Genomic DNA, 20,982 nt, shown 5'->3' with positions numbered 1-20,982 from the left:
TGGCTACCTCTCTTGCTCGCGAAGGTCGGGGATGTAGGAGTAGGCCTCTGCCCAGCGCTCGTTTGGCTTGTACTCGAAGAGGTCCTTCGGCAAGACGTTGACCCTGCCTGCCTTGACCGCAGACAGGGACGCCCATGCGGGTTGCGCCTGGAAGTCCTGCTCGAAGACCGCCTTGGCCTCGTCCTCGTCCCCGCGGGGGATGACAAAGACGTAGTCGGGATCGGCGGCAACGATTTCCTCGACGGAGAGGTCGTCGAGCGAGCTGTCGTCCTCGGCGACGTTTGCCATCTGCAGGTTGTCAAAGACCTCGCAGGCAAAGTAGTCGCCCTTCGCGACCTTCGCCTTGGTCGACGAGACGAGAAGCGCCAGGTAGCTCACCTGCGGGAGGCCTGCGGCGCTCTCCTCGACCTTGACTATGGCGTCAGAGACGTCCGTGACGTTTGCCTGGTAGAGGTCGTCCCGGCCGCTCATCTCGGTGAGCGCCTGCATGTGGGCAGCGTAGTCGCCAAAGCCGTTCACGTCGACGTCGCGCCACGCGATGCCGGCGCCGTCGAGGCCGGCCTCCAGCTCCTTCTGCGCGGGGACCTCGGCGGTGATGAGCACGAGCGTGGGCGCGAGCTCGACGATCTTCTCGAGGCTGGAATGCGCGGCGGTACCCACGGTCGCCACGTCTTGGGGAAGGCCGTCGAGGTCCGTGGCGTCCTCGGTCACGCCCACGGGCGGCATGCCGGCAAGAATCGCCATCTGGGCGAGCGAGCGAGTCCCGGCGACAACGCGCGCTGCGGCGCCGTCTGCCGAGAAGGACACGGCCGGCGCGCTTGTCGGCTGCTCCGACGGGGCGTCCGCATCTGGCTGCGCGGCGCAGCCTGACAGGAGGCCAAGGCCGAGGAGCGCCGAGAGGCGCAGGAATTCTCTTCTCTGGAGCAGGGCTCCTCCCGCACAACGCCGTGACACCGGGATTTCTCGCCCATCATATCGCAGTCGCATAACGACGAGACAATATCAGGAATGAGAAGAAGGTTCTGTTGGATACGCAACAAAATGAGGTAAAGAGGACTCACTATTTCTCATCGCGGCAGCTCTGCACCCTGCCTCATAGCAACGACAGCCGAGAAGCCGCGCGACATCGCCCAAGCTTGGCACATACTGGATGTAGACGGTTTGACCGCAAGGAGAGGAGCGGCCGTGAACGAGTTCTTTGGAACCACCATGCCCAAGCTGGGGTTTGGCCTCATGCGCCTGCCGCGCCTGGCAGACGGCACGACCATCGACGTCGAGCAATGCGAGGCCATGACCGACGCCTTTCTCGACGCGGGCATGCGCTACTTCGACACCGCCTATGTCTACGAGGGAAGCGAGGAGGCAGCCAAGCGCTTCCTGGTAAGCCGCCACCCGCGCGAGAGCTTCCTTCTCGCCGACAAGATCAATGCCAGTCCGTGGACGGCAAAGAGCGCCGAGGAGGCCAAGCGCGAGCTGGCGACATCGCTCGAGCGCACGGGAGCGGGCTACTTTGACTTCTACCTGCTCCATGCGCTCTCCTCGCGCAATGTCGACTACTACGAGGACTACGGCATCTGGGACTTTGTCGCCAAGGCCAAGGAACAGGGCCTCGTGCGTCACGTGGGCTTCTCGTTCCACGACCGCCCCGACGTCCTGGACAAGATCCTCACGAGCCACCCCGAGGCGGAGTTCGTGCAGCTGCAGCTCAACTATGGCGACTGGGAGAGCCCCAGCGTCTGCTCGCGCGAGAACTACGAGGTTGCGGTTGCCCACGGCAAGCCCGTCATCGTAATGGAGCCGGTCAAAGGCGGGCTTCTCGCCAATCCGCCACAGCAGGTTCAAGACATCCTGCGCGCGGCCAACCCGAGCGCCTCGATTGCCAGCTGGGCGGTGCGCTTTGTAGCCAGCCTGGAGAACGTGATGGTCGTGCTGTCGGGCATGTCGAACGTCGCGCAGATGGAGGACAACCTCTCCTACATGCGTGAGTTCGCGCCCCTGAGCGCCGCTGAGCGGGATGCGGTGGCGCGGGCGAGCAGGGCGCTCGCCGCCGTCGAGCAGGTGCCTTGCACCGGGTGCCACTACTGCACCGGCGGATGCCCGCAGAAGATCGACATTCCGTCGGTCTTCTCGGCGTACAACTGCTACCTCGTGTATGGCGACCTTGCCGGCGCCAAGCGCAACTACCAGTCGGCCGTGTCGAAGCGTGGCAAGGCGAGCGACTGCGTGCGATGCCTTCAGTGCGAGAGCGCCTGTCCGCAGGGGATCCAGATCACCTCGTGGCTGGAGAAGGCCGCGGCGGTGCTGGAGTAGGCCAGCAACTGAGTTGCATCTCAGTCACTGGAAGGGACTGATAGAGCTTGTCGAAAAACATGGAGATCAAAAGGCACGGATTCACCGACCAGGCAACGGACAATGACTCGCTGAATGCAAGCAGCTTCTGCTCGGGCATCGCAACCTTCATCGAGACGTGCGATACACCCATGACGATAGCCATTCAGGGCGGCTGGGGCTCCGGAAAGTCGACCGCACTGCAGCTCATCCAGAAAGAGCTTCGCAACTACAACATCAGCAACCCTGACAATCAGATAGCCTACTCGACCTTTAACACTTGGCAATACTCCACGCTCAAGGCAGATGATTCGTTGCCCGTATACCTGCTGGCAAATATGCTTCATTGCATTAGCAAGGCAGTAGGAGACGAAGGGTCCGAGCGGGCACGGCATGCAATAGACTCGCTCCGTACCGCGCTGAGCAGAGCGGCAGGCATTTCCGCCGAGGTAACTCTTGGATCAGATACTCTAGCCGAATTCCTCACCAAACTCATTGCACCTCCCACCGGAGACGGCTCTGAGACGCTGCCTGCTGAAACGTTGAAAAACAACGTCTCTGAACTCATTGATGACTGCGTGAACCCCACCGATAAGAAGGGAAGGCCCAACAAGCGACACATTAGCCGAGTGATTCTCTTCATCGACGACCTTGACCGCCTGCGACCAGAAACCGCATTCGAACTTCTTGAGGCAATGAAGAACTTCCTGGACTGCGAGCATTGCGTCTTTGTCCTAGCTGTCGACCGCGATGTGGTCTACCAGGGTATCGAGAGCAAATACGGCAACGGCATCTCGCCGTTCAAGAAGCGCCAGTTCTTCGACAAAATCATCCAGCTACCGTTCAACCTCCCTACGGAGCAGTACAACGTGCCCCATTACGTCGAGACGCTTCTCAGCCAGAAGCTCCCGAAGTCCGAATCCGACCGCTATTCGGAGCGCTATGCAAATCTGTTTGCCACGATCCTTGGATCCAACAACCCCCGCACCATCAAGCGAGTCCTGAATGTTTGGGACCTCTACCAGCTCATTTATCCACAGTATGTTTTGGATGGAGATGACAGGCTGTTCCTATTTGCCACACTTCTCCTCAAGTATCGCGACGAGGCCAAAGGGCCGGATGAAAAAGACCGGAACACGTACAACGACCTAAGTGCGCATGCTCGAGAAGGAACCGATCCGTTAAAGGACTATCTCAATGAGGAGCTCGATAAGAAAGACCGCGTCATAGATACCTTGATTAACGTGTTTGGCATGCGTGCTGCAGATGGTACCTACAACGAGGAACTTCTCGATAAGTTCACTGATTTTCTCAGTAGCATCTCTGCAATCTTCTCGCCAGAAGCTGCTCCCCTTTCAAACCAGGAGCCAGAGTCAGGCGGCGTTCTCAACAAGCTCAGAGAACATCTGAAGAGGGAGGGTCTCGTCGAAGTGCATGCGTCCTCAAAGGAGCGTTATGACTTCAAACGCCCCGGGACATCGCTCGTACCCTGCTCCCTTCGTGACAAAAGTAGCGGAGTCTACGTTGTTTTCAAGTTTGATGTAAATCGAGCAACATCCAGCGTGCTTGATGATTTTAGGCAAAAATCCAAGAAGATTGCACGAGGATGCTATCTCCGCTGCAGAGAGGGACAAGGCTGGGCAACGCTCATCGGAATCACCAGAGACTTTAACGACGATTCCGTAATAGCGGCAGAACGGTATATCGACAAGTTTGTCAGCTGGGCGGAGAGCGATAACCCCAGCGTCTAGCCCACCGAAGTACTCAGGACACAAGCCCGACCCGTTGGAACGTGTACCCTGAGGAATTACCAACCCAACCCATCGAGAGGAACCCCATGCCGCGCGTCACTGCCCCCGTACCGCCACAGCCGCATTTTCCCAGCTACTACCTGCGCCCCACCGTCGCGCCGAGCGTTGCGCGCAGGGTGCGGACTGCCGATGGCGCACAGATAGCAACCTTTGTGTACGGCATGGATGGGGCTCGGCGAGAGAGCACGTATCCCGTTCTCTTCCTGCACGGCAACGGTGAGGAGCACGGCATCTTTGGCGTGCAGATAAACGGCCTGGTGGGCGACGGGCGCTGCGCGATTGGCGTGGACTCCCGCGCCCAGGGTGCTTCGACGCGCGGGACCGCCCCGCTCACCTACGAGCTTATGGCGGCCGACGCGCTTGCCGTGCTCGACGCCCTTGATGTGCCGCGCGCGCACGTGGTGGGCTTTTCGGACGGGGCGATTGAAGCGCTGCTCATGGCACGGGACCATCCCGAGCGCGTGGCCTCAGTCCTCTCGATGGGCGCGAACCTCTCGCCCGAGGGAGTCCTTGCCGGAGACGACTGGGACGTGGAGGGCACGGCCCGGCAGTGCGAGGCATGGGCCGCATGGCTGGAACGTGGACCCGAAGGCGTGGACCCCTCTATTGTGACGCCAGGCGCCAAGGAGGCGAGGGCGACCGCCGAGCTCATGCGCCTCATGCTGGAAGAACCGCACATCCCCGCCGCGTCTCTTGGCTCGATACGCTGCCCCGTCACCGTGATGACCGGGGAGTTTGACTGCATCGACCCCGCCGAGACCCAGCGGATTGCCAATGCGATTCCAGGCGCGCGCAAGGTGATGGTCCCCGGCGCCGACCACGTGCTACCCAAGTGTGCCCCCGACGATGTGAACCGCGAGCTCTTCTCGCTGCTCCGCCTGGTCGAATCGAGCCCCTGTCGGTAGCGCCGCACTCGCGCAGTTGCCCGGGACATCCTGCACGAAGTCTGGGCCTCATTCAGCTCATGGCGTGGATGCACAAAAACGCTCTATCGGACGGCGAAACCGAAGCGGCTGCATAAAAATGCTCTATCGGACAGTGCTCTCGAGGCGGATACATCAATAATGCAACTACAATTGTGTCATTATGCATATTTCTGTTAATACATTCAGTTTTTATGCATATATAGTTAAATACTTGATTCCAAAGCTCTAGAGCCACTGTCCGATAGAGCACTTTTGTGCAAAGAATCGCCAAGCGCCGTCCGATAGAGCGTTTTTGTGCAGTGAGCAAGCGAACGTTGTGTGCCGGAACCCCCTTCGCACATAGAGTCCAAGCCCCACGCAACGCAAAAGGCCCCTCCGACACACGGACGGAGGGGCCAAGCGTAACGGAACAGCGGGAACGCTTACTTGGCAACCTCGGCGATGGCAGCCTTGAGCTCGTCGATGCGGTTCGTGGCCTCCCAGGTGAAATCGGGGTCCTTGCGGCCAAAGTGACCATAGGCAGCGGTCTTCTGGAAGATCGGACGACAAAGGTCGAGGTCGCGTATGATGGCGCCGGGACGCAGGTCAAAGACCTTCTCGACGGCCTTCTCGATGAGCTCGTCGTCATACGCGCCGGTACCAAAGGTGTCGACCATGATGGACAGCGGGTGGGAGACGCCGATGGCGTAGGCCAGCTCGACCTCGCACTTGTGGGCAAGCCCTGCGGCAACCACGTTCTTGGCAACCCAGCGAGCGGCGTAGGCGGCCGAACGGTCGACCTTGGTGCAGTCCTTGCCGGAGAAGCAGCCGCCGCCATGACGGCCCATGCCACCGTAGGTGTCGACGATAATCTTGCGACCGGTGAGGCCGGTGTCGCCCATGGGGCCGCCCACCACAAAGCGGCCGGTGGGGTTCACGTAGATGTCGGCATCGCGCCACTTGATGCCAACCTCGTCAAGGACGGGGGCAATCACGTGCTCGACCATGTCGTGCTCGATCTGATCGTGCTCGACCTTGGCGTCGTGCTGCGTGGAGACCACGATGGCCGTAACCTCAACAGGCTTGTCGTCCTCGTAGCGCACGGTGACCTGGGTCTTGCCATCGGGACGCAGATAGTCGACCTCGCCGGACTTGCGGACGGCAGCCAGGCGCTCGGCCATGCGCTGCGCGAGGTAGATGGGCATGGGCATGAGCACGTCGGTCTCGTCGGAGGCGTAACCGAACATCATGCCCTGGTCGCCGGCGCCGATCTTGTCCAGCGGGTCGGTGTCGTCGGCGCGAGCGTAGGTGCCGTCTACGCCCTGTGCGATGTCGGGGCTCTGCTCGTGGATCATGTTGATGACGCCGCAGGTATCGCAGTCAAAGCCATACTTGGCGCGGTCGTAGCCAATGCCGCGCACGGTCTCGCGCACGATCTTCTGCACGTCGACGTAGGCCTCCGTGCGGACCTCTCCCATAACCACAACGGTGCCGGTGGTGGTAAAGGTCTCGACGGCGCAGCGCACGTTGTCGACGTTGGCGGGGTTGCCGTCGGCGTCCACATAGCCCGCAGCCTGGAGCTTAGCCTCCTTGCTGAGAATAGCGTCGACAATGGCGTCGGAGATCTGGTCGCACATCTTGTCGGGGTGGCCCTCGGTGACGCTCTCCGAGGTGAAGTAATAGTTCTTGTGGGCCATTCCAGTTTCCTTTCCGCACGGGCGGGCCCGTGCCAACAGCGATCGCCGCGTCGGCGCTCGACTATGACTGAGAGGTGCAACGGCTCATCGCCTGGGCGAGAAGTTCGCCTGCACAAGGGTAGCGCGCTGGCTACGTCTCGTCACCCCTGTTCGGACACCTGGGGTGAGGACTTCTCGGGCTCTGCGTCAGACGAGGATGACGCGTGTCCGACGGCAGCGAGGGTCGTGTGGGCGGCCTCGGTGCCCATGCCGTTGAGCGCGATGTCGATGAGGGAACGGGCGAGCTTGTCGCCCGTGGGCGCGTCCTCGCCAAGGCTTGCCACCTCGAGGGCGGCAAAGATGAACGCGCCAGAGATGGTAACGGCACCAAGGCGGCTGTTCACGCCCTCGCGCACCATGCCCTCGCCCTTGGCGCGGTCAAGCTGCGCACTGATGATAGAGATGATGCGCGCGAAGTGCGTTTCCATGGAGGGAAGCACGTTGTTGTTGGCGTCGATGACCTCGCGGGTCATGGCCAGCGCAAGCGGGCTTCCCACGCTCATGCGGCACGTGAGCTCGCGCGTGAGACTCGCGAGCGCCTCGAGCGCAGAGGAGGCGCCGGCAACGGCACCCTCGACAGAGTCGACAAGCTCATCGATGGAGCGGTCGAAGATGGCCTCGACCAGGGCGTCCTTGTCCGCGAAGTAGTAATAGAGGGCGCCCTTGGACATCTTGCAGCGAGAGGAGACCTCGCTCATCTGGAAGTCCGTGTTGCCGCGCTCGACCATGAGCGACGTTGCAGCCGCCATGATTCGCTCGCGCGTCGCGGCGCTCTTGCGCGTCTTAGTGCTGCTGCGAAGCCTTGTGGTCTGACGGGTAACCGTCTCCTCGAGCGACGTGCGTGCCGCGCCACTCGCTTTCTTCAGGCTATTGGCCAGCTCGGACGTCATCTTCTCGTCAAGCAGACTCATGCAGTTTGCGCCCCACTTCGCGCCTCTGGACTCATGTATGACGACGAGATTCTACCATCTGGGCTTGGATTTTTGAGCAGTTTTCAAAAAAACTGCCTGCGACGTCTAAAAACCAGGTCTTTGGGATACCAACAGGTGTAGAAATATATGATTGAAGATCAACGCATTCTTTATAGTAAGTGGGGTAGCAAACCCCGCCACCGAGAAGCTACGACCCACGACGGAGGAGCATGGGCAAGGTATTTCAAATCTTCTGGCGTGACCTCAAGAGGATACTGCGCAACCCCGTGGCGGTTATTGTCACGCTGGGCGTCTGCGTTATCCCGTCTCTCTACGCCTGGTTCAACATCATGGCCAACTGGGACCCCTACGAGAACACCCAAGACGTTCGCGTTGCCGTGGTGAACCTCGACGAGGGGGCCGATGCCGGCGGGGACTTGGGCTTCATCAACGCTGGCGACATGGTTGTTGAGGAACTGGGCAAGAACACCCAGCTCAAGTGGGTTTTTCTCGACGAGGACACCGCACTCGAGGAAGTTCGCTCGGGCCGCTCGTACGCCGCCGTCGTGATTCCCGCTGACTTCACGCGCGACCTCACCTCAGTCCTCACCGGAAACCTGGTCTCCCCCGACCTCACCTACTACGTAAACGAGAAGGTCAACCCCATCGCGCCCAAGGTCACAGACACTGGTGCCTCCACCGTCGAGACGCAGATCAACGAGACGTTTGTCTCGACCGTCTCGAACGTGGTGGTAGGTAAGCTCCAGGACCTCATCGTCTCCGCGAAGGGCGATGCCGACAACGCCACCACGAGCATCGTGGGCCGCGTGCGGGGCGTAAAGGGAACGGTGGACGACCTCTCCACGAGCATGTCGGGCGCTCAGGACACCGTAGCTGCCGCGCGCCAGACCATCGAGGACGCCGAGTCGACCCTCGACGAGCTTGACCGCATCTCGACCAATGCGAGCGGGAGCCTCGCGGACGCAACGGGTGTCCTCTTCACCTCGCGCGACGACGCAACGTCGCTGGCAACCTCGGTTGCCGGCGCGGTGACCGATGGCTCCACGCGTCTCTCGTCCATCTCGGGTACCACCAACCAGGCCATAGGACGCATCTCTGGCAAGATTGGCCAGGCACAAGGCACGGCCGAGGGCGCGCTTGCAACCGCCCAGTCGCTCGTGAACCAGAACCGCCAGCTGGTGCAGGACCTCCAGAGCCTGTCCGCATCCCTTCCCGATGGCGTGCGCCCCGCCTTTGACGCATCCGTAGCTAGGATCAGCGCACAAGTGGACAAGGAGCAGGCGACGGTAGACGACCTCTCGCGAGCGACGAGCGACATTGGGGCCACCAACGACGCCGTCGCGGGGCTCTCCTCGTCCGTGAACGACGCCATCCAGACCGGCACCACGTCGCTCTCGGGCGTGAACTCCTCGTTCAACCAGGACACGCTGCCCGAGCTCTATGGCGCACTCGACAACTTCTCGGGCGCCGCGCAGAGCCTCTCGGGGTCCCTCGGCGGGCTCTCCCCCACCATCGCTCAGACAAAGGCCGTACTCGAGCAGCTCGACGACACGCTTGAGCAGACTTCGACCGCCCTTTCGGTCACCGCGGACTCGCTGAACGAGATGTCCTCCACCCTCGACAACGTTGCCACGGACCTCTCGGCCATCCAGAGCTCGGAGGCCATGAACCGCGTGAACGAGCTTCTCGGCCTTGACGCAAACGGCATCGCGTCGTTCATGTCCTCCCCCGTCGAGCTTGATGAGGAGGCCGTATTCCCGGTAGCTAACTACGGCTCGGGCGTGGCGCCCTTCTACACCAACCTCGCCCTGTGGGTGGGCGGCTTTGTCCTCATCGCCATCTACAAGGCCGAGGTGGACGACGAGGGGATTGAGGGCGGCTTTGCTCCCTGGCAGGGCTACTTTGGACGCCTGCTGCTCTTCCTGCTGCTCGGCGTTCTCCAGGGCGTCATCTGCACGGTGGGCGACCTCGTGATTGGCATCCAGTGCCTCGACCCCAAGGCGTTCGTCCTCGCGGGTGTGGTCGAGTCCTTCGTCTACGTGAACATAATCTTTGCCTTTGCCGTGGCGTTCAAGCACATTGGCAAGGCACTCTGCGTCCTTCTCGTGATCCTGCAGATCCCAGGCTCCTCGGGTACCTATCCCATCGAGATGATGCCGGGCTTCTTCCGCGCCCTCAACCCGTGGCTGCCATTCACCTACGGCATCCGCGCCATGCGAGAGACCATCGCCGGCTACTACGGCAACTACTTTGGCCAGAACGTCTTCATGCTCCTGCTCTTTGTGATTCCGGCCCTGCTCATTGGCGTGGGCTGGCGTCGCCACCTCCTGAACATCAACTCGCTCTTCGACAAGAAGCTCGCCGAGACGGACCTCATGATCTGCGAGCGCGACGGCATCGAGGTCGAGCACTACCGGCTCTCCTCGCTCATCAAGGCGCTCATGCACAACGACGAGTACCGCGCGCAGATCGTGCAGCGCGCTGCACGGTTCAACGCGGCTTACCCGCGCCTCATCCGCGTGGGCTTTGTACTGCTGCTGGCCCTGCCCCTGGCACTCTCGGTGGTCATGTTCTCCGTGAGCAACAAGCTGCCGTGGTTCATTGTGTGGATCGTCTGCCTGGTGCTTCTGTGCACGGCGCTCATCATCATCGAGTACTTCCACGAGTCGCTCAACCGCAAGAGCGCCATGGTTGACCTCTCCAAGGACGAGATGTACCAGCTCCTGGGCGACCAGCTCGACCGTGAGTACTTCTCCTCGCCCATCGAGCGGCTGCGCCAGCGCATGAGCAACGTGGTCGCAGGGGCACAGGCGAAGATTGCGCCGGACGCCAAGCCTGGCACAGGCGCCAACGGGGCCAGCAGCGCAACGGGCTCCCAGACAACGCTTGTGCTGAGGCGCCTCGTCAACGAGCATGCCCCCGAACCTGAGGTCGAGGTGCCCACGATCACGCGCGGCGGCATCGTGACAGTGCCTGCCGCAGCCGAGGAGGCGGAGCCCGCCTCGGCTGACGACGCCCCCACAAGCGACACCACGTCAGAAGAGCCCCAGGTCGAAAAGGACCACCACGGCCACAAGAAGCACGACAAGCACAAGGCCGACAAGGACAAGAAGCACAAGAAAGACAAGAAGAAGGACCGCAAGCACAAGCACGGCAAGAAGGGAGACCGCGCATGAGAAAGATTTGGCGCATCTTCTGCCTTGACGTGAAGCACGCGACCAAGAACATCATCTCGCTCATCGTGTGCGTGGGCCTCGTGGTCATTCCGTCGCTCTACGCATGGTTCAACATTGCGGGAAGCTGGGACCCCTACGGCAACACCGGCAACCTCAAGGTGGCCGTTGCCAACAGCGACGAGGGCTACCAAAGCGACACCATCCCCGTAAAGATCAACCTTGGCGAACGCGTGGCCTCGAATCTCTCGCAGAAGAAAACCATCGGCTACGTGGTCACAACCGAGGACGATGCCGTCGAGGGCGTGCGTAGCGGCAAGTACTACGCGGCCATCGTGATTCCCGAGGACTTCACCAAAGATATGCTCACGGTCTTCTCGGATGACATCCAGCAGGCGGCCATCGTCTACTACAGCAACCAGAAGGAGAACGCCATCGCGCCCATCGTGACCGACAAGGCCGCGACCTCTGTGAAGAACAGCATCCAGACCGACTTTGCGCAGAGCCTGGGCGAGATGGGCGCAGGCGCCCTCTCTGAGATCTCCGGCTACGTGAGCGACGATCAGCTCATGGAAATCAGCCAGAACCTGGACAACGCCATCTCGCAGGCATCGACCGACCTGCGCACCGTCTCGTCGCACATGGGCGTCTACTCGAGTCTGCTCTCATCGGCGGGCTCCATCATAGACTCCTCCTCAACCCTGCTCTCGGGGACCGACTCCTCGACCCAGGACGTGCGCAACGCGCTGGCGGAATCTGCCCAGGGCGTGCGCAAGGTGGGCGACTCCGTGGACACGGCGTCTGCCGCCATAGACGAGGCGCTCTCCACCAGCAAGGAGAGCTTTGACTCGGTCTCTGACGCGGTGGACACCGCCTTCGACACCGCGCAGACCGACGCCTCAGACGGCGCGGCAAAGCTCCGCGACATCGCGACGCGCATCGATGCGCACGCCGATGCCTACCAGGAGCTCGACAACAGCCTCAAGTCGCTCCAGGAGCTACTCCCCGAGGACATGAAATCGCTCCTCGACCCCACGATCTCGCGCGTGGAGGGCGTCATCTCCACGCAGCGCGCGATGGCCGAGCGCCTGCGCACCTCGGCGACAAACCTCGAGAACGGCGTTGCCGACGCCAAGCAGGACCACGAGGACGTGGAGGCACTCATCGAGCAGGACGCGCAGCAGATCGAGGACGCGCGTGGCAGCTTTGACTCCGACCTGCGAACGCAGCTCTCGGACCTTGCCAGCTCCATCGACTCCGCCTCCACGGCGGCGAACACCGTCTCGATCAAGCTCGAGGGTACCGTGAGCGATGTGAGCGAGGCGGCCTCTCTCACCTCCGGCAATCTCGCGGACATGAAGAGCCTGCTCGACTCTTCCGCCGAGCAGGTCAACGGCATGGCCGATGACCTCGACGACCTCTCCGCGCGCCTCACCGCGGCGCTCGAGTCCGGCGACGCCCAGCAGGTGCGCCAGATCCTCTCGGCAAACCCCACCGACCTTGCAACGTTCCTCTCGCAGCCCGTGGGCCTCGACCGCGTTGCCGTCTACCCCATTGCCAACACCGGCTCGGCCATGGCGGGCTTCTACACCACGCTTGCGCTTTGGGTGGGCGCCGTCGTCCTTGTCGCCATGTGCAAGGCGCAGGTCTCGGACGCCGAACTTGCCGAGGCAAACGCCCGCCCGCGCCACGGCTACCTGGGGAGGCTTCTCCTCTTTGACCTGCTGGGCATTCTCCAGGCTCTGCTTGTCTCGTTTGGAGACCTCTTCTACCTGGGCGTGCAGTGCGCTGACATGGTGGTGTTTGTGCTCACGTGCTGCCTCATGTCGGTGGTCTTCGTGAACATCATGTACGCGTTCACGGTATCGTTTGGCGACGTGGGCAAGGCCATCTGCGTGTTCCTGCTGGTGATCCAGGTTGCGGGCTCCGGCGGCACCTTCCCGGTGGAGATGCTGCCCAAGGCATTCCAGACCTTCTACCCCACGCTCCCCTTTGTGCACGGGATTGCCGCCCTGCACGAGTGCATCGGTGGGTTCTATGGCTTCACCTGGGCAATCGAGATGTCGATCCTGGGCATCTACGTGGTGCTCTCTCTTATCCTGGGACTGCTGCTGCGCAAGCCGGTCGTGCGTCTCAACAACTGGATCAACGAGAAGCTCGAGTCCACAAAGATCATGTAGGCAACGGCCGCGGCCGCGTGGCACGCGACGGACGGCTGCGTCTATACTGGGACGCTGAATGCACGGCAGCAAGAGACTAACGAGAGGCACCACCTTGGCAGAAGACAGACACGTGCGCGTGCGCTTTGCGCCCTCCCCCACCGGCAAGCTCCACGTGGGCGGCGCTCGCACCGCAATCTACAACTGGGCATTTGCCCGCGCGAACCACGGCACCTTCATCCTGCGCATCGATGACACTGACCCAACCCGCTCGACCGAGGAGAACACTCAGATCATCCTGCGCGCCATGCGCTGGCTGGGACTCGACTGGGACGAGGGCCCCGAGGTGGGCGGCGACTACGGCCCCTACCGCCAGACCGACCGCATGCAGCTCTACCGCGACGCCGCACAGCGCCTGTGGGACGAGGGCAAGGCGTATCCGTGCTTCTGCACGCCCGAGAAGCTCGCGGCCGACAAGGCCGCCGCAGAGGCGCGCCACGACCCCTTCCAGGGCTACCAGCGCACCTGCCGCGACCTTGACCCCGCCGAGGCCAAGCGCCGCATCGACGCGGGCGAGCCCTACACCCTGCGCATCAAGGTCCCTCTCGACCGCGGCGACGTGGTAGTGCACGACGCGGTCCACGGTGACGTGACCTTCAACGCCCGCGAGCTGGACGACTTCATCATCTTCCGCTCCGATGGCACCCCCACCTACAACTTTGCCACCGTGGTGGACGACGCCATGATGGGCATCACGCACGTCATCCGTGGCGACGACCACCTCTCCAACACGCCGCGCCAGATCATGGTCTACGAGGCCCTGGGTGCACCCGTGCCCACCTTCGCGCACATCTCGATGATTCTGGGGCCAGACGGCAAGAAGCTCTCCAAGCGCCACGGCGCGACCTCGGTCGAGGAGTACCGCGACGCCGGCTACCTCTCCGACGCTTTCGTGAACTACCTGGCGCTTCTCGGCTGGTCGCTCGACGGCGAGACCACCATCGTGCCGCGCGACGTGCTGGCACGCGAGTTCTCGCTCGACCACGTCTCGAAGAACCCCTCGACGTTTGACCCCAAGAAGCTCGATGCCATCAACCAGGCCTACTACCTGGCCATGAGCGACCACGAGTTCTCCGAGCGCGTGCTTGTGCCGGAGCTTCGCGCCGCGGGTCTCGAGGCTGCCGAGGGCGACCTGGCGCACGATGACGCCTGGTACGACCTGCTCTCCTCCATCTTGAAGCCCCGCACCGTGGTGGCGCCAGACGTGGTAGAGAAGGCTCGCTTCCTCTACCAGGGCAACGAGGTCGAGCTGGACGAGAAGTCCGTCGAGAAGAACCTGGCCAAGGCCGGCGCTCGCGGCTTTGTGACCGCTGCGACCGAGGCGCTCGAGGCGCTTGACAGTGCCGCGTGGCACGCCGACGCCATCAACGCCGCGCTCGAGGCACTGCCGGAGAAGCTTGGTGCCTCCAAGCGCAAGTTCTTTGGGGCCGTACGCGTAGCCGCCTGTGGCAACCAGGTCTCGCCTCCGCTAGGCGAGTCGCTCGAGCTTCTCGGGCGTGACTGCACGCTCGCGCGACTCAGGCGCGCGGAGGGTATCGCAGCAGAGTAGGACCGGTGCGCCCGGAGCGGTCACTCGCCCCGGGCGCGCTCTTATCGGCGCCGCTGCCGGCGGCAATGCGTGGACAAGAATGGGTTCGAGGCGAGAGGAGCGACGATGGTCACGATGTCAGCGTTCGAGGTGCTTGGCCCCATCATGGTGGGTCCGTCCTCCTCACACACCGCAGGCGCGCTGAGAATTGCACTGGTAGCGCGCTCGCTTGCGCCCGCACCCATCTGCCACGTGGACTTTGTCCTGTACAACTCGTTCTCGCGCACGCACCTGGGCCACGGGACAGACCGCGCGCTTGTCGCTGGCATTCTGGGGCTTGGACCGGCAGACATCCGCGTGAGGCGCTCCTTCGAGCTGGCTCGGGAGGCCGGCCTCGGCTTTACCATCACCGAAGGGGGCCGTGACGAGGGGCTTCACCCCAACACTGTCGAGATTCGCATGGAGTGCGAGGGCGGGTCTTCCATCTCGGTCACCGGCGAGTCGCTTGGCGGCGGGCGCGTACGCGTAAGCAGCATCGATGGCGTTCGCGTGAGCATCGCCGGCGACATGCCCACCATCTTCGTTGAGCACCGCGACCTGCCCGGCGTGCTTGCGGCGCTCACGCGGACGCTCTCGACGGCCAACGTGAACATAGCCACCATGAGCACCTTCCGGGAGGAGCGCGGCGGCAAGGCGTACACGGTCTTCGAGGTAGATGAGCCCGTGGGGGCACGCCTCCTCGAGCTTCTCGGCGCAACCGACCATGTTGAGTTTGCTACGCAGGTAAACGTTCCCGGCGCGGCCGGCGCAAGCGCACCCGTGGAGTCAGGTCTTTCGTTTGCAAGCGGGTCGCAGCTGCTTGCCGCCTGCGGCGCACGACAGCTCTCGATTGGCGAGCTCATGCGCGCACGCGAGGCGGAGCTTGCTGGTGACTCGACCGGTCCCCACTCCCCCGACGCCGCCATGGCCCGCGTGCTCGAGGTCATGCGCAGCGAGACGACCGAGGCCATCGCGCGGCCCAAGGCATCGCTGGGCGGGCTCCTCGGCGGGCAGGCAGCAAGTGTTGCTGCCTGCGCAGGCGGGGACGGACTTGCTGGGGCACTTTTGGGAACCGCGCTCACGCGAGCGACGGCGTTTGCCATGGCAACGCTCGAGCGCTCGGCCACGATGGGCGTCATTGTGGCCGCTCCCACGGCCGGAAGCGCGGGCGTGGTGCCCGGAGCGCTTCTCGCCTGCGCAGAGGCCACGGGCGCGGAGGATGCCGCCATCAGGCGCGCGCTGTGGAACGCCGCCGCCGTGGGGGCGCTTGTCTCGACCAACGCGACGGTCGCGGGCGCCGAGGGCGGCTGCCAGGCCGAGGTTGGCACAGCTTCTGCCATGGCCGCAAGCGCCTTGGTGGAGATTCTCGGCGGCACGCCCGCGCAGTGCCTGGATGCTGCGTCGCTTGCGATTGCGAACACGCTGGGGCTGGTCTGTGACCCCGTGGGCGGCATGGTGGAGTTCCCCTGCCAGGCGAGAAACGCGATGGGCGTGGCGTGCGCGATGAGCTCGGCACAGCTGGCGCTCTCGGGCGTGGGATGCCCCATTCCGTTTGACGAGGTCGTGGATGCGATGGCATCAGTTGGGGCAGCGCTTCCGCCAACGCTGCGCGAGACAGCAGAGGGCGGGCTTGCTGCCACACCCACGGCGCGTGGAGGATGCGGCGCCTGCGGCGCATGCGCATAGGGGCCAGAGCCGACGTGGGGCACTTGGGTGCTGTGACGGCACCAGAGACTGTGCGCCGGGGAGGGCATTTCTTCATAGAGCGCGCCGAGAGACAGGCCTTGGGACCCCAAGCAAAGATTCATTGGGCGCCAAGTGTACGAGCCCTGTTCCTTTTGACACGAAAACAGGCCACCGGCATAGCCGATGACCTGCGGTTTCTTGGTAGCCCGTAGCAGATTCGAACTGCTGATCTCCGCCTTGAGAGGGCGGCGTCCTAGGCCGCTAGACGAACGGGCCATATTCAGTTGTGAGGACAGTGGCTGGGATGGAGAGAATCGAACTCCCGTTGACGGAACCAGAATCCGCTGTCCTACCGCTAGACGACATCCCAATTAATGTCTGTCCTGTCTCAACGCGAGAAGATACTTTACGGCATACCCAACGTCTTTGCAAGCCTCAATTTGAACTTTTTTCTCGTCTCGCAAGATTAATGCGCACAACCAGCCCTTACCTGCAAAAATGTCTGCGCTAGCGCTTCTCATATAGCCAAGCGAGAAGGGCTTCCCGGCTGTTCTCGACACGTCCGTAGATCACATCGTCAAGGAGCGCCGAGAGTGCCTGGCCCACCTCGGGCCCAGGGGCAACGCCCAGCGCGCGCATCACGTCTCCCCCGCCAACCGCCAGGTCGCGCACACGAAACGCCGTCCCGCGCGAAAGTTCCCCAGAGAGGGCTCGTTCAAACACGTCCAGTTCAACCGCACGCTGAGCACAGGGCCACGCCTTTGCGATGGCATCGGCGCGCTGCAGGTCGAGCAGCTGGTAGGCAAGCGCAGGCGCCTCGCCGGGCCGCGCCTGGTCAAGCCGCCGCAGGAGCCTACGCACGCCAGCCGGAGAAGCCGAGAGATGTCGGTCGTGATACCTAACGAGAGCTGCCGCTCGGTCAGCAACCTCGTGCGGTAGAGCAAGCCCGAGGAGCGCATCCTTGCAGAGGATTGCGCCCGCGCGCTGGTGATCGCGAAAGTGCCCACGGCCATTCTCGTCGACGGACGCGCACATGGGCTTGCCCGCATCGTGGAGAAGCGCCGCCCACCTGAGCGCCTGCATGGGGGCGCCGCCGGAAAACGCCTCGACGCCGGCGCACACGCGAGCGGTGTGCTCCAGTAGATCGTAGGCGTGGTAGGGACTACGCTGGTCCATGCCCCGCATGGGAATGAGCGCGGGCACGGCTCGGGCAAGCACGTCGAACTCGTTATTCAGCGCCCACGAGACGTGCCCGGAGGCAACGATGCCGTCCATCTCCTGACCCACGCGCTCGCGCGCAATTCCGTCAAGCTCTGGGGCACACGCCACAAGCGCTGCCTGCGTGCGTGGCTCGACCTCAAACCCCAGACGACAGGCAAAGCGCACAGCACGAAGAACGCGCAGCGCGTCCTCCTCAAAACGCCGGTACGGATCCCCCACCGCGCGCACCACCCCGCGCGAAAGGTCTTCTCGCCCGCCAAAGAGGTCGAGAAGCCCGCGATCCGGGTGGTAGGCCATGGCATTCACCGTAAAGTCGCGCCGCGCAAGGTCTTCTCGCACGTCCCGGACAAAGCGCACCTCGTCGGGGTGGCGGCGATCCGAGTAGGTGCCCTCGACGCGATAGGTTGTCACCTCGACGGGCTGTCCGTCTATCACGGCGGTCACGGTGCCGTGGGCAGTGCCCGTCTCGTGCACCTCGATGCCTGCAGCGCGAAGCACGCGCTCGGTCTCCTGCCAGGGTGCGGAGGTCGTCACGTCTACGTCATGCATCGGCGCGCCGAGAAGCGCGTCGCGCACCCAGCCGCCAACGACCCACGTCTCGAAGCCAGCGTCCTCGAGTGCGCGCAGGACACGCAGGCCATAGTCCGGCACGGGGTATGCGGGTACGACTCGCACGGTCCGCATGCGCATCCTCCCTGCTCTGGGCGTTGGGTTTCTTTCTCGCCGAGTATAGCGCGTCGGCGAAATGGCCGTTTGCCGTTTGGCCAAAGAACCTCACACGTGTTGTTTCTTGTTTTATCAATGGCAAGAAAATCCCAGTTGTACACCAGAAATAATAAAATAAGAAACAACACGTGTGAGGTTATGGAGCAGAGCGACGCACGCACGCCCACCCTCTATGCCTTCTCGAGCAGCCGGGCAACCGTGAGCATTGCCTGGTCGAGCTCCCTGCGTTCCGTATCGCTTAGATGCGAATACAACTCGCGCGCCCGCTTGGAGCCTTCCGCGATGTGCCGACCGACATACGCGTGGCCGGCATCGGTCAACACAACAACGTGGCCTCGCGCGTCAGCGTCATCCACGCTCCTCGCGACATAGCCCATCTGCTCCAGCCGTGAGGTCATTTTCGAAACGTGCTGCTTAGAGGTGCGCAGCTCGTTTACCAGCTCATACTGGTGCATAGTGCCGCGCATGTACAGCAGTTCCAGCAGCTCCACCTGCGCCTGACCGAGCTCCCCACGATACGTATCTCGGTACGGCGCCACAATCTTACCCTCGAAGGCAACGCGCATGCGGTACGTAGGCGAGAGGCCGGCGTTCGCCACGCCGGCCTCACCAGGTTCACTCTTAGGCATCTACCAGGTCCTCGATCCGGCCGAGCGGAACTGAGCCACAGTGGGGGCGTGCGAGTTCAAGCCACCATCCACATTGATAACCTGTCCGGTAACGTAGCCACTCTCGTCGGAGGCAAAGTACGTGCACGCATGCGCGATGTCCGCGGGGCTTCCGTAGCGATTGACCTCGATGTTGCTCAGGAAGACGTCCTTGAGCTGCTGCGGAACGTGCGCCTCGTTCTGCGGGGTCACGATAAGCCCCGGTCGAACGCAGTTGCAGCGAATGTTCTCCTTGCCATACTGCAGGGCCACGGAGGAGGTGAGCATGTCCACGCCCGCCTTGCTGCAGGCATAGGCAGTGGAGCCCAGGTCACCCGAGATGGACGCCATGGACCCAATGTTCACAATCGAGCCGCCGCCCGCGGCGCGCATGTACGGCAGGACCGCCTTGATCGCATAGAAAGTGCCACGGACGCCGGAGGCAAACATCGCGTCCCAGTCCTCAAGCGAAATCTCGTCCACGCGACCATCCTTGAGGCCGACGCCGGCGGCGTTGTTCACGAGAACGTCGATGCTGCCATGGTCTCGCGCCGTGTCCGTCAGGTACGCACGCGTGATATGCTTCGATGCGGAATATGTTGCGCAAACCATGAAACATCAGGAGGAAAGATGGACGACCTGACCAGCATCACCGCTGACGACCTCGCTGCCTCGCACGAGAACTTTTCGTCCGAGCGCGTGAACGCCGTCGCAAAGAACGCCGTCACCGCCAGCGGCATCCGCGCCGCCGCGCGCCGCCCCGAGGGCGTCGCCACAAACGCGCTGGGGTTCGATATCGAGGTCACGCAGGGCGAGAGGTGCAACCAGGAGCGCTCCGGCCGTTGCTGGATGTTCGCAAGCCTCAACACCATGCGCTACCGCGTCATCAAGAAGTACAACCTCAAGACCTTCGAGCTCTCGCAGGCCTATCCCCTTTTCTGGGACAAGCTCGAGAAGAGCAACTGGTTCCTCGAGAACATCCTCGACACACTTGACGAGCCTCTCGACGGCCGCCTGGTGTCGTTCCTGCTCACCGACCCCATCGGCGACGGCGGGCAGTGGGATATGTTCCGCAGCCTCGTGAAGAAGTACGGCGTGGTGCCCAAGGAGGCCATGCCCGAGACCGCCTGCTCGAGAAACACCAGCGACATGGACCGCTACCTCACGCGCTACCTGCGCGGTGCTGCCAAGCGCCTGCGCCAGAGCCACGAGGCCGGCGTCGAGATGGCCGACCTGCGCTCCATGAAGAAGGAGATGATGGACGAGGTCTACCACCTGCTGGCCGTCTGTCTGGGAGAGCCGCCCGCAAGCTTCCCCGTGCGCCTGCGCGACAAGGACGACAAGCTCGTGCTCACCGGCACCTTCACGCCCAAGGAGTTCTTCTCGACCGCAGTTGACATGGACGTGGACGCCTATGTGTCGCTCATCAGCGCGCCCACGGCCGACAAGCCCTTTGGCCACACCTACACCGTGAGCAGGCTGGGCAACGTCTTCGAGGACCACGGCGTGCGTTACCTCAACCTCCCGCCCACAGAGCTCAAGCGCGTGGCGATCGCGCAGCTCAGGGACAACCTGCCCGTGTGGTTTGGCTGCGACGTTATCCAGAGCTACCTGCGCGACGAGGGCATCATGGACACCGCGGCGCTCGACGTGGACGCACTCTTTGGCTTCCCCGTGGAGGGCAACATGGACAAGGCCGAGCGCCTGGACTACGGCGAGAGCCTCATGACCCACGCCATGGTGCTCGAGGGCGTGCGCCTGGACGAGAAGGGCGAGCCCACGCTTTGGAAGGTGGAGAACTCCTGGGGCAAGGACCACGGGCGCGACGGCTTTGACACGCTGTCCGACGCATGGTTTGACGAGTACGTCTACCAGGTCGTTGTTGACAAGAAGTACCTCACCGAGGAGGAGCGCCATACCTACGAGACCGAGGAGCCCACTGTGCTTGCGCCATGGGACCCCATGGGCTCGTTGGCGTAACAACAAGAATGAATGAGACAAAGGGACTGTCCCTTTGTCTCATCGGGAAGG

General features: G+C 62.9%; 14 protein-coding genes and 2 tRNA genes. 8 read left to right on the top strand and 8 right to left on the bottom strand.

What is annotated here, in order from left to right; translation table 11 throughout:
- Positions 1-3: 3 nt before the first annotated feature.
- A complete protein-coding gene (locus NVS32_RS03955) occupies positions 4-954 on the bottom strand; it encodes an ABC transporter substrate-binding protein (protein ID WP_258498779.1) in 951 nt (316 codons plus the stop codon).
- Positions 955-1,185: 231 nt separating this feature from the next.
- On the opposite strand from NVS32_RS03955, the gene NVS32_RS03950 reads away from it, so the two are divergent.
- The 3 genes from NVS32_RS03950 (at position 1,186) to NVS32_RS03940 (ending at position 5,044) form a co-directional block, all read left to right on the top strand.
- Complete coding sequence (locus NVS32_RS03950) at positions 1,186-2,310, top strand: aldo/keto reductase (RefSeq protein ID WP_258498778.1); 1,125 nt, start codon at positions 1,186-1,188, stop codon at positions 2,308-2,310.
- Positions 2,311-2,369: 59 nt separating this feature from the next.
- On the top strand, positions 2,370-4,079 hold the full coding sequence (locus NVS32_RS03945; RefSeq protein ID WP_258498777.1) for a KAP family P-loop NTPase fold protein: 1,710 nt from the start codon (positions 2,370-2,372) through the stop codon (positions 4,077-4,079).
- Between the two features lie 86 nt (positions 4,080-4,165).
- Entirely contained in the window at positions 4,166-5,044 is an 879-nt protein-coding gene (locus tag NVS32_RS03940) for an alpha/beta fold hydrolase (protein WP_258498776.1), read from the top strand.
- A 443-nt stretch (positions 5,045-5,487) separates the two neighbouring features.
- On the opposite strand, the gene metK is transcribed toward NVS32_RS03940, so the two are convergent.
- Positions 5,488-6,741 carry a methionine adenosyltransferase gene (metK, locus tag NVS32_RS03935; RefSeq protein WP_258498775.1) on the bottom strand — a complete coding sequence of 418 codons (1,254 nt, stop codon included), beginning with the start codon at positions 6,739-6,741 and terminating at the stop codon, positions 5,488-5,490.
- A gap of 140 nt (positions 6,742-6,881) precedes the next feature.
- Positions 6,882-7,691: a TetR/AcrR family transcriptional regulator gene (locus tag NVS32_RS03930; protein WP_118100594.1), complete on the bottom strand. Its 810-nt coding sequence runs from the start codon at positions 7,689-7,691 to the stop codon at positions 6,882-6,884.
- A 230-nt stretch (positions 7,692-7,921) separates the two neighbouring features.
- Between NVS32_RS03930 and NVS32_RS03925 the strand changes: the two genes are divergently transcribed.
- From NVS32_RS03925 to sdaAA, 4 genes are all read left to right on the top strand, one after another.
- Positions 7,922-10,888: a YhgE/Pip domain-containing protein gene (locus NVS32_RS03925; RefSeq protein WP_258498773.1), complete on the top strand. Its 2,967-nt coding sequence runs from the start codon at positions 7,922-7,924 to the stop codon at positions 10,886-10,888.
- Positions 10,885-13,065, top strand: a complete 2,181-nt coding sequence (locus tag NVS32_RS03920) for a YhgE/Pip domain-containing protein (protein ID WP_032110804.1) — start codon at positions 10,885-10,887, stop codon at positions 13,063-13,065. Before NVS32_RS03925 ends, NVS32_RS03920 begins: the two co-directional genes overlap by 4 nt.
- Before the next feature lie 94 nt (positions 13,066-13,159).
- Positions 13,160-14,653: a glutamate--tRNA ligase gene (gene gltX / locus NVS32_RS03915; RefSeq protein WP_032110805.1), complete on the top strand. Its 1,494-nt coding sequence runs from the start codon at positions 13,160-13,162 to the stop codon at positions 14,651-14,653.
- Between the two features lie 105 nt (positions 14,654-14,758).
- On the top strand, positions 14,759-16,357 hold the full coding sequence (gene sdaAA / locus NVS32_RS03910; protein ID WP_258498770.1) for an L-serine ammonia-lyase, iron-sulfur-dependent, subunit alpha: 1,599 nt from the start codon (positions 14,759-14,761) through the stop codon (positions 16,355-16,357).
- A 199-nt stretch (positions 16,358-16,556) separates the two neighbouring features.
- Here the strand turns inward: sdaAA and NVS32_RS03905 are convergent.
- From NVS32_RS03905 to NVS32_RS03885, 5 genes are all read right to left on the bottom strand, one after another.
- Positions 16,557-16,633, bottom strand: a tRNA-Glu gene (locus tag NVS32_RS03905).
- Between the two features lie 20 nt (positions 16,634-16,653).
- A tRNA-Gln gene (locus NVS32_RS03900) sits at positions 16,654-16,727 on the bottom strand.
- 137 nt (positions 16,728-16,864) lie between these two features.
- Positions 16,865-18,262, bottom strand: a complete 1,398-nt coding sequence (locus NVS32_RS03895; protein WP_258498769.1) for a CCA tRNA nucleotidyltransferase — start codon at positions 18,260-18,262, stop codon at positions 16,865-16,867.
- Between the two features lie 212 nt (positions 18,263-18,474).
- A complete protein-coding gene (locus tag NVS32_RS03890; protein WP_258498768.1) occupies positions 18,475-18,933 on the bottom strand; it encodes a MarR family winged helix-turn-helix transcriptional regulator in 459 nt (152 codons plus the stop codon).
- Complete coding sequence (locus tag NVS32_RS03885; RefSeq protein WP_258498767.1) at positions 18,934-19,563, bottom strand: SDR family NAD(P)-dependent oxidoreductase; 630 nt, start codon at positions 19,561-19,563, stop codon at positions 18,934-18,936.
- A gap of 18 nt (positions 19,564-19,581) precedes the next feature.
- Here NVS32_RS03885 and NVS32_RS03880 point away from each other — a divergent pair, with 18 nt between their 5' ends.
- Positions 19,582-20,931: a C1 family peptidase gene (locus tag NVS32_RS03880; RefSeq protein ID WP_258498765.1), complete on the top strand. Its 1,350-nt coding sequence runs from the start codon at positions 19,582-19,584 to the stop codon at positions 20,929-20,931.
- Positions 20,932-20,982: the final 51 nt, after the last annotated feature.

This window comes from Tractidigestivibacter montrealensis (assembly GCF_024741235.1).
Taxonomy (GTDB): Bacteria; Actinomycetota; Coriobacteriia; order Coriobacteriales; family Atopobiaceae; genus Tractidigestivibacter; species Tractidigestivibacter montrealensis.
The sequence above is the reverse complement of the archived record's forward strand: the minus strand, read 5'-3'. Positions and strand labels throughout refer to the sequence as shown.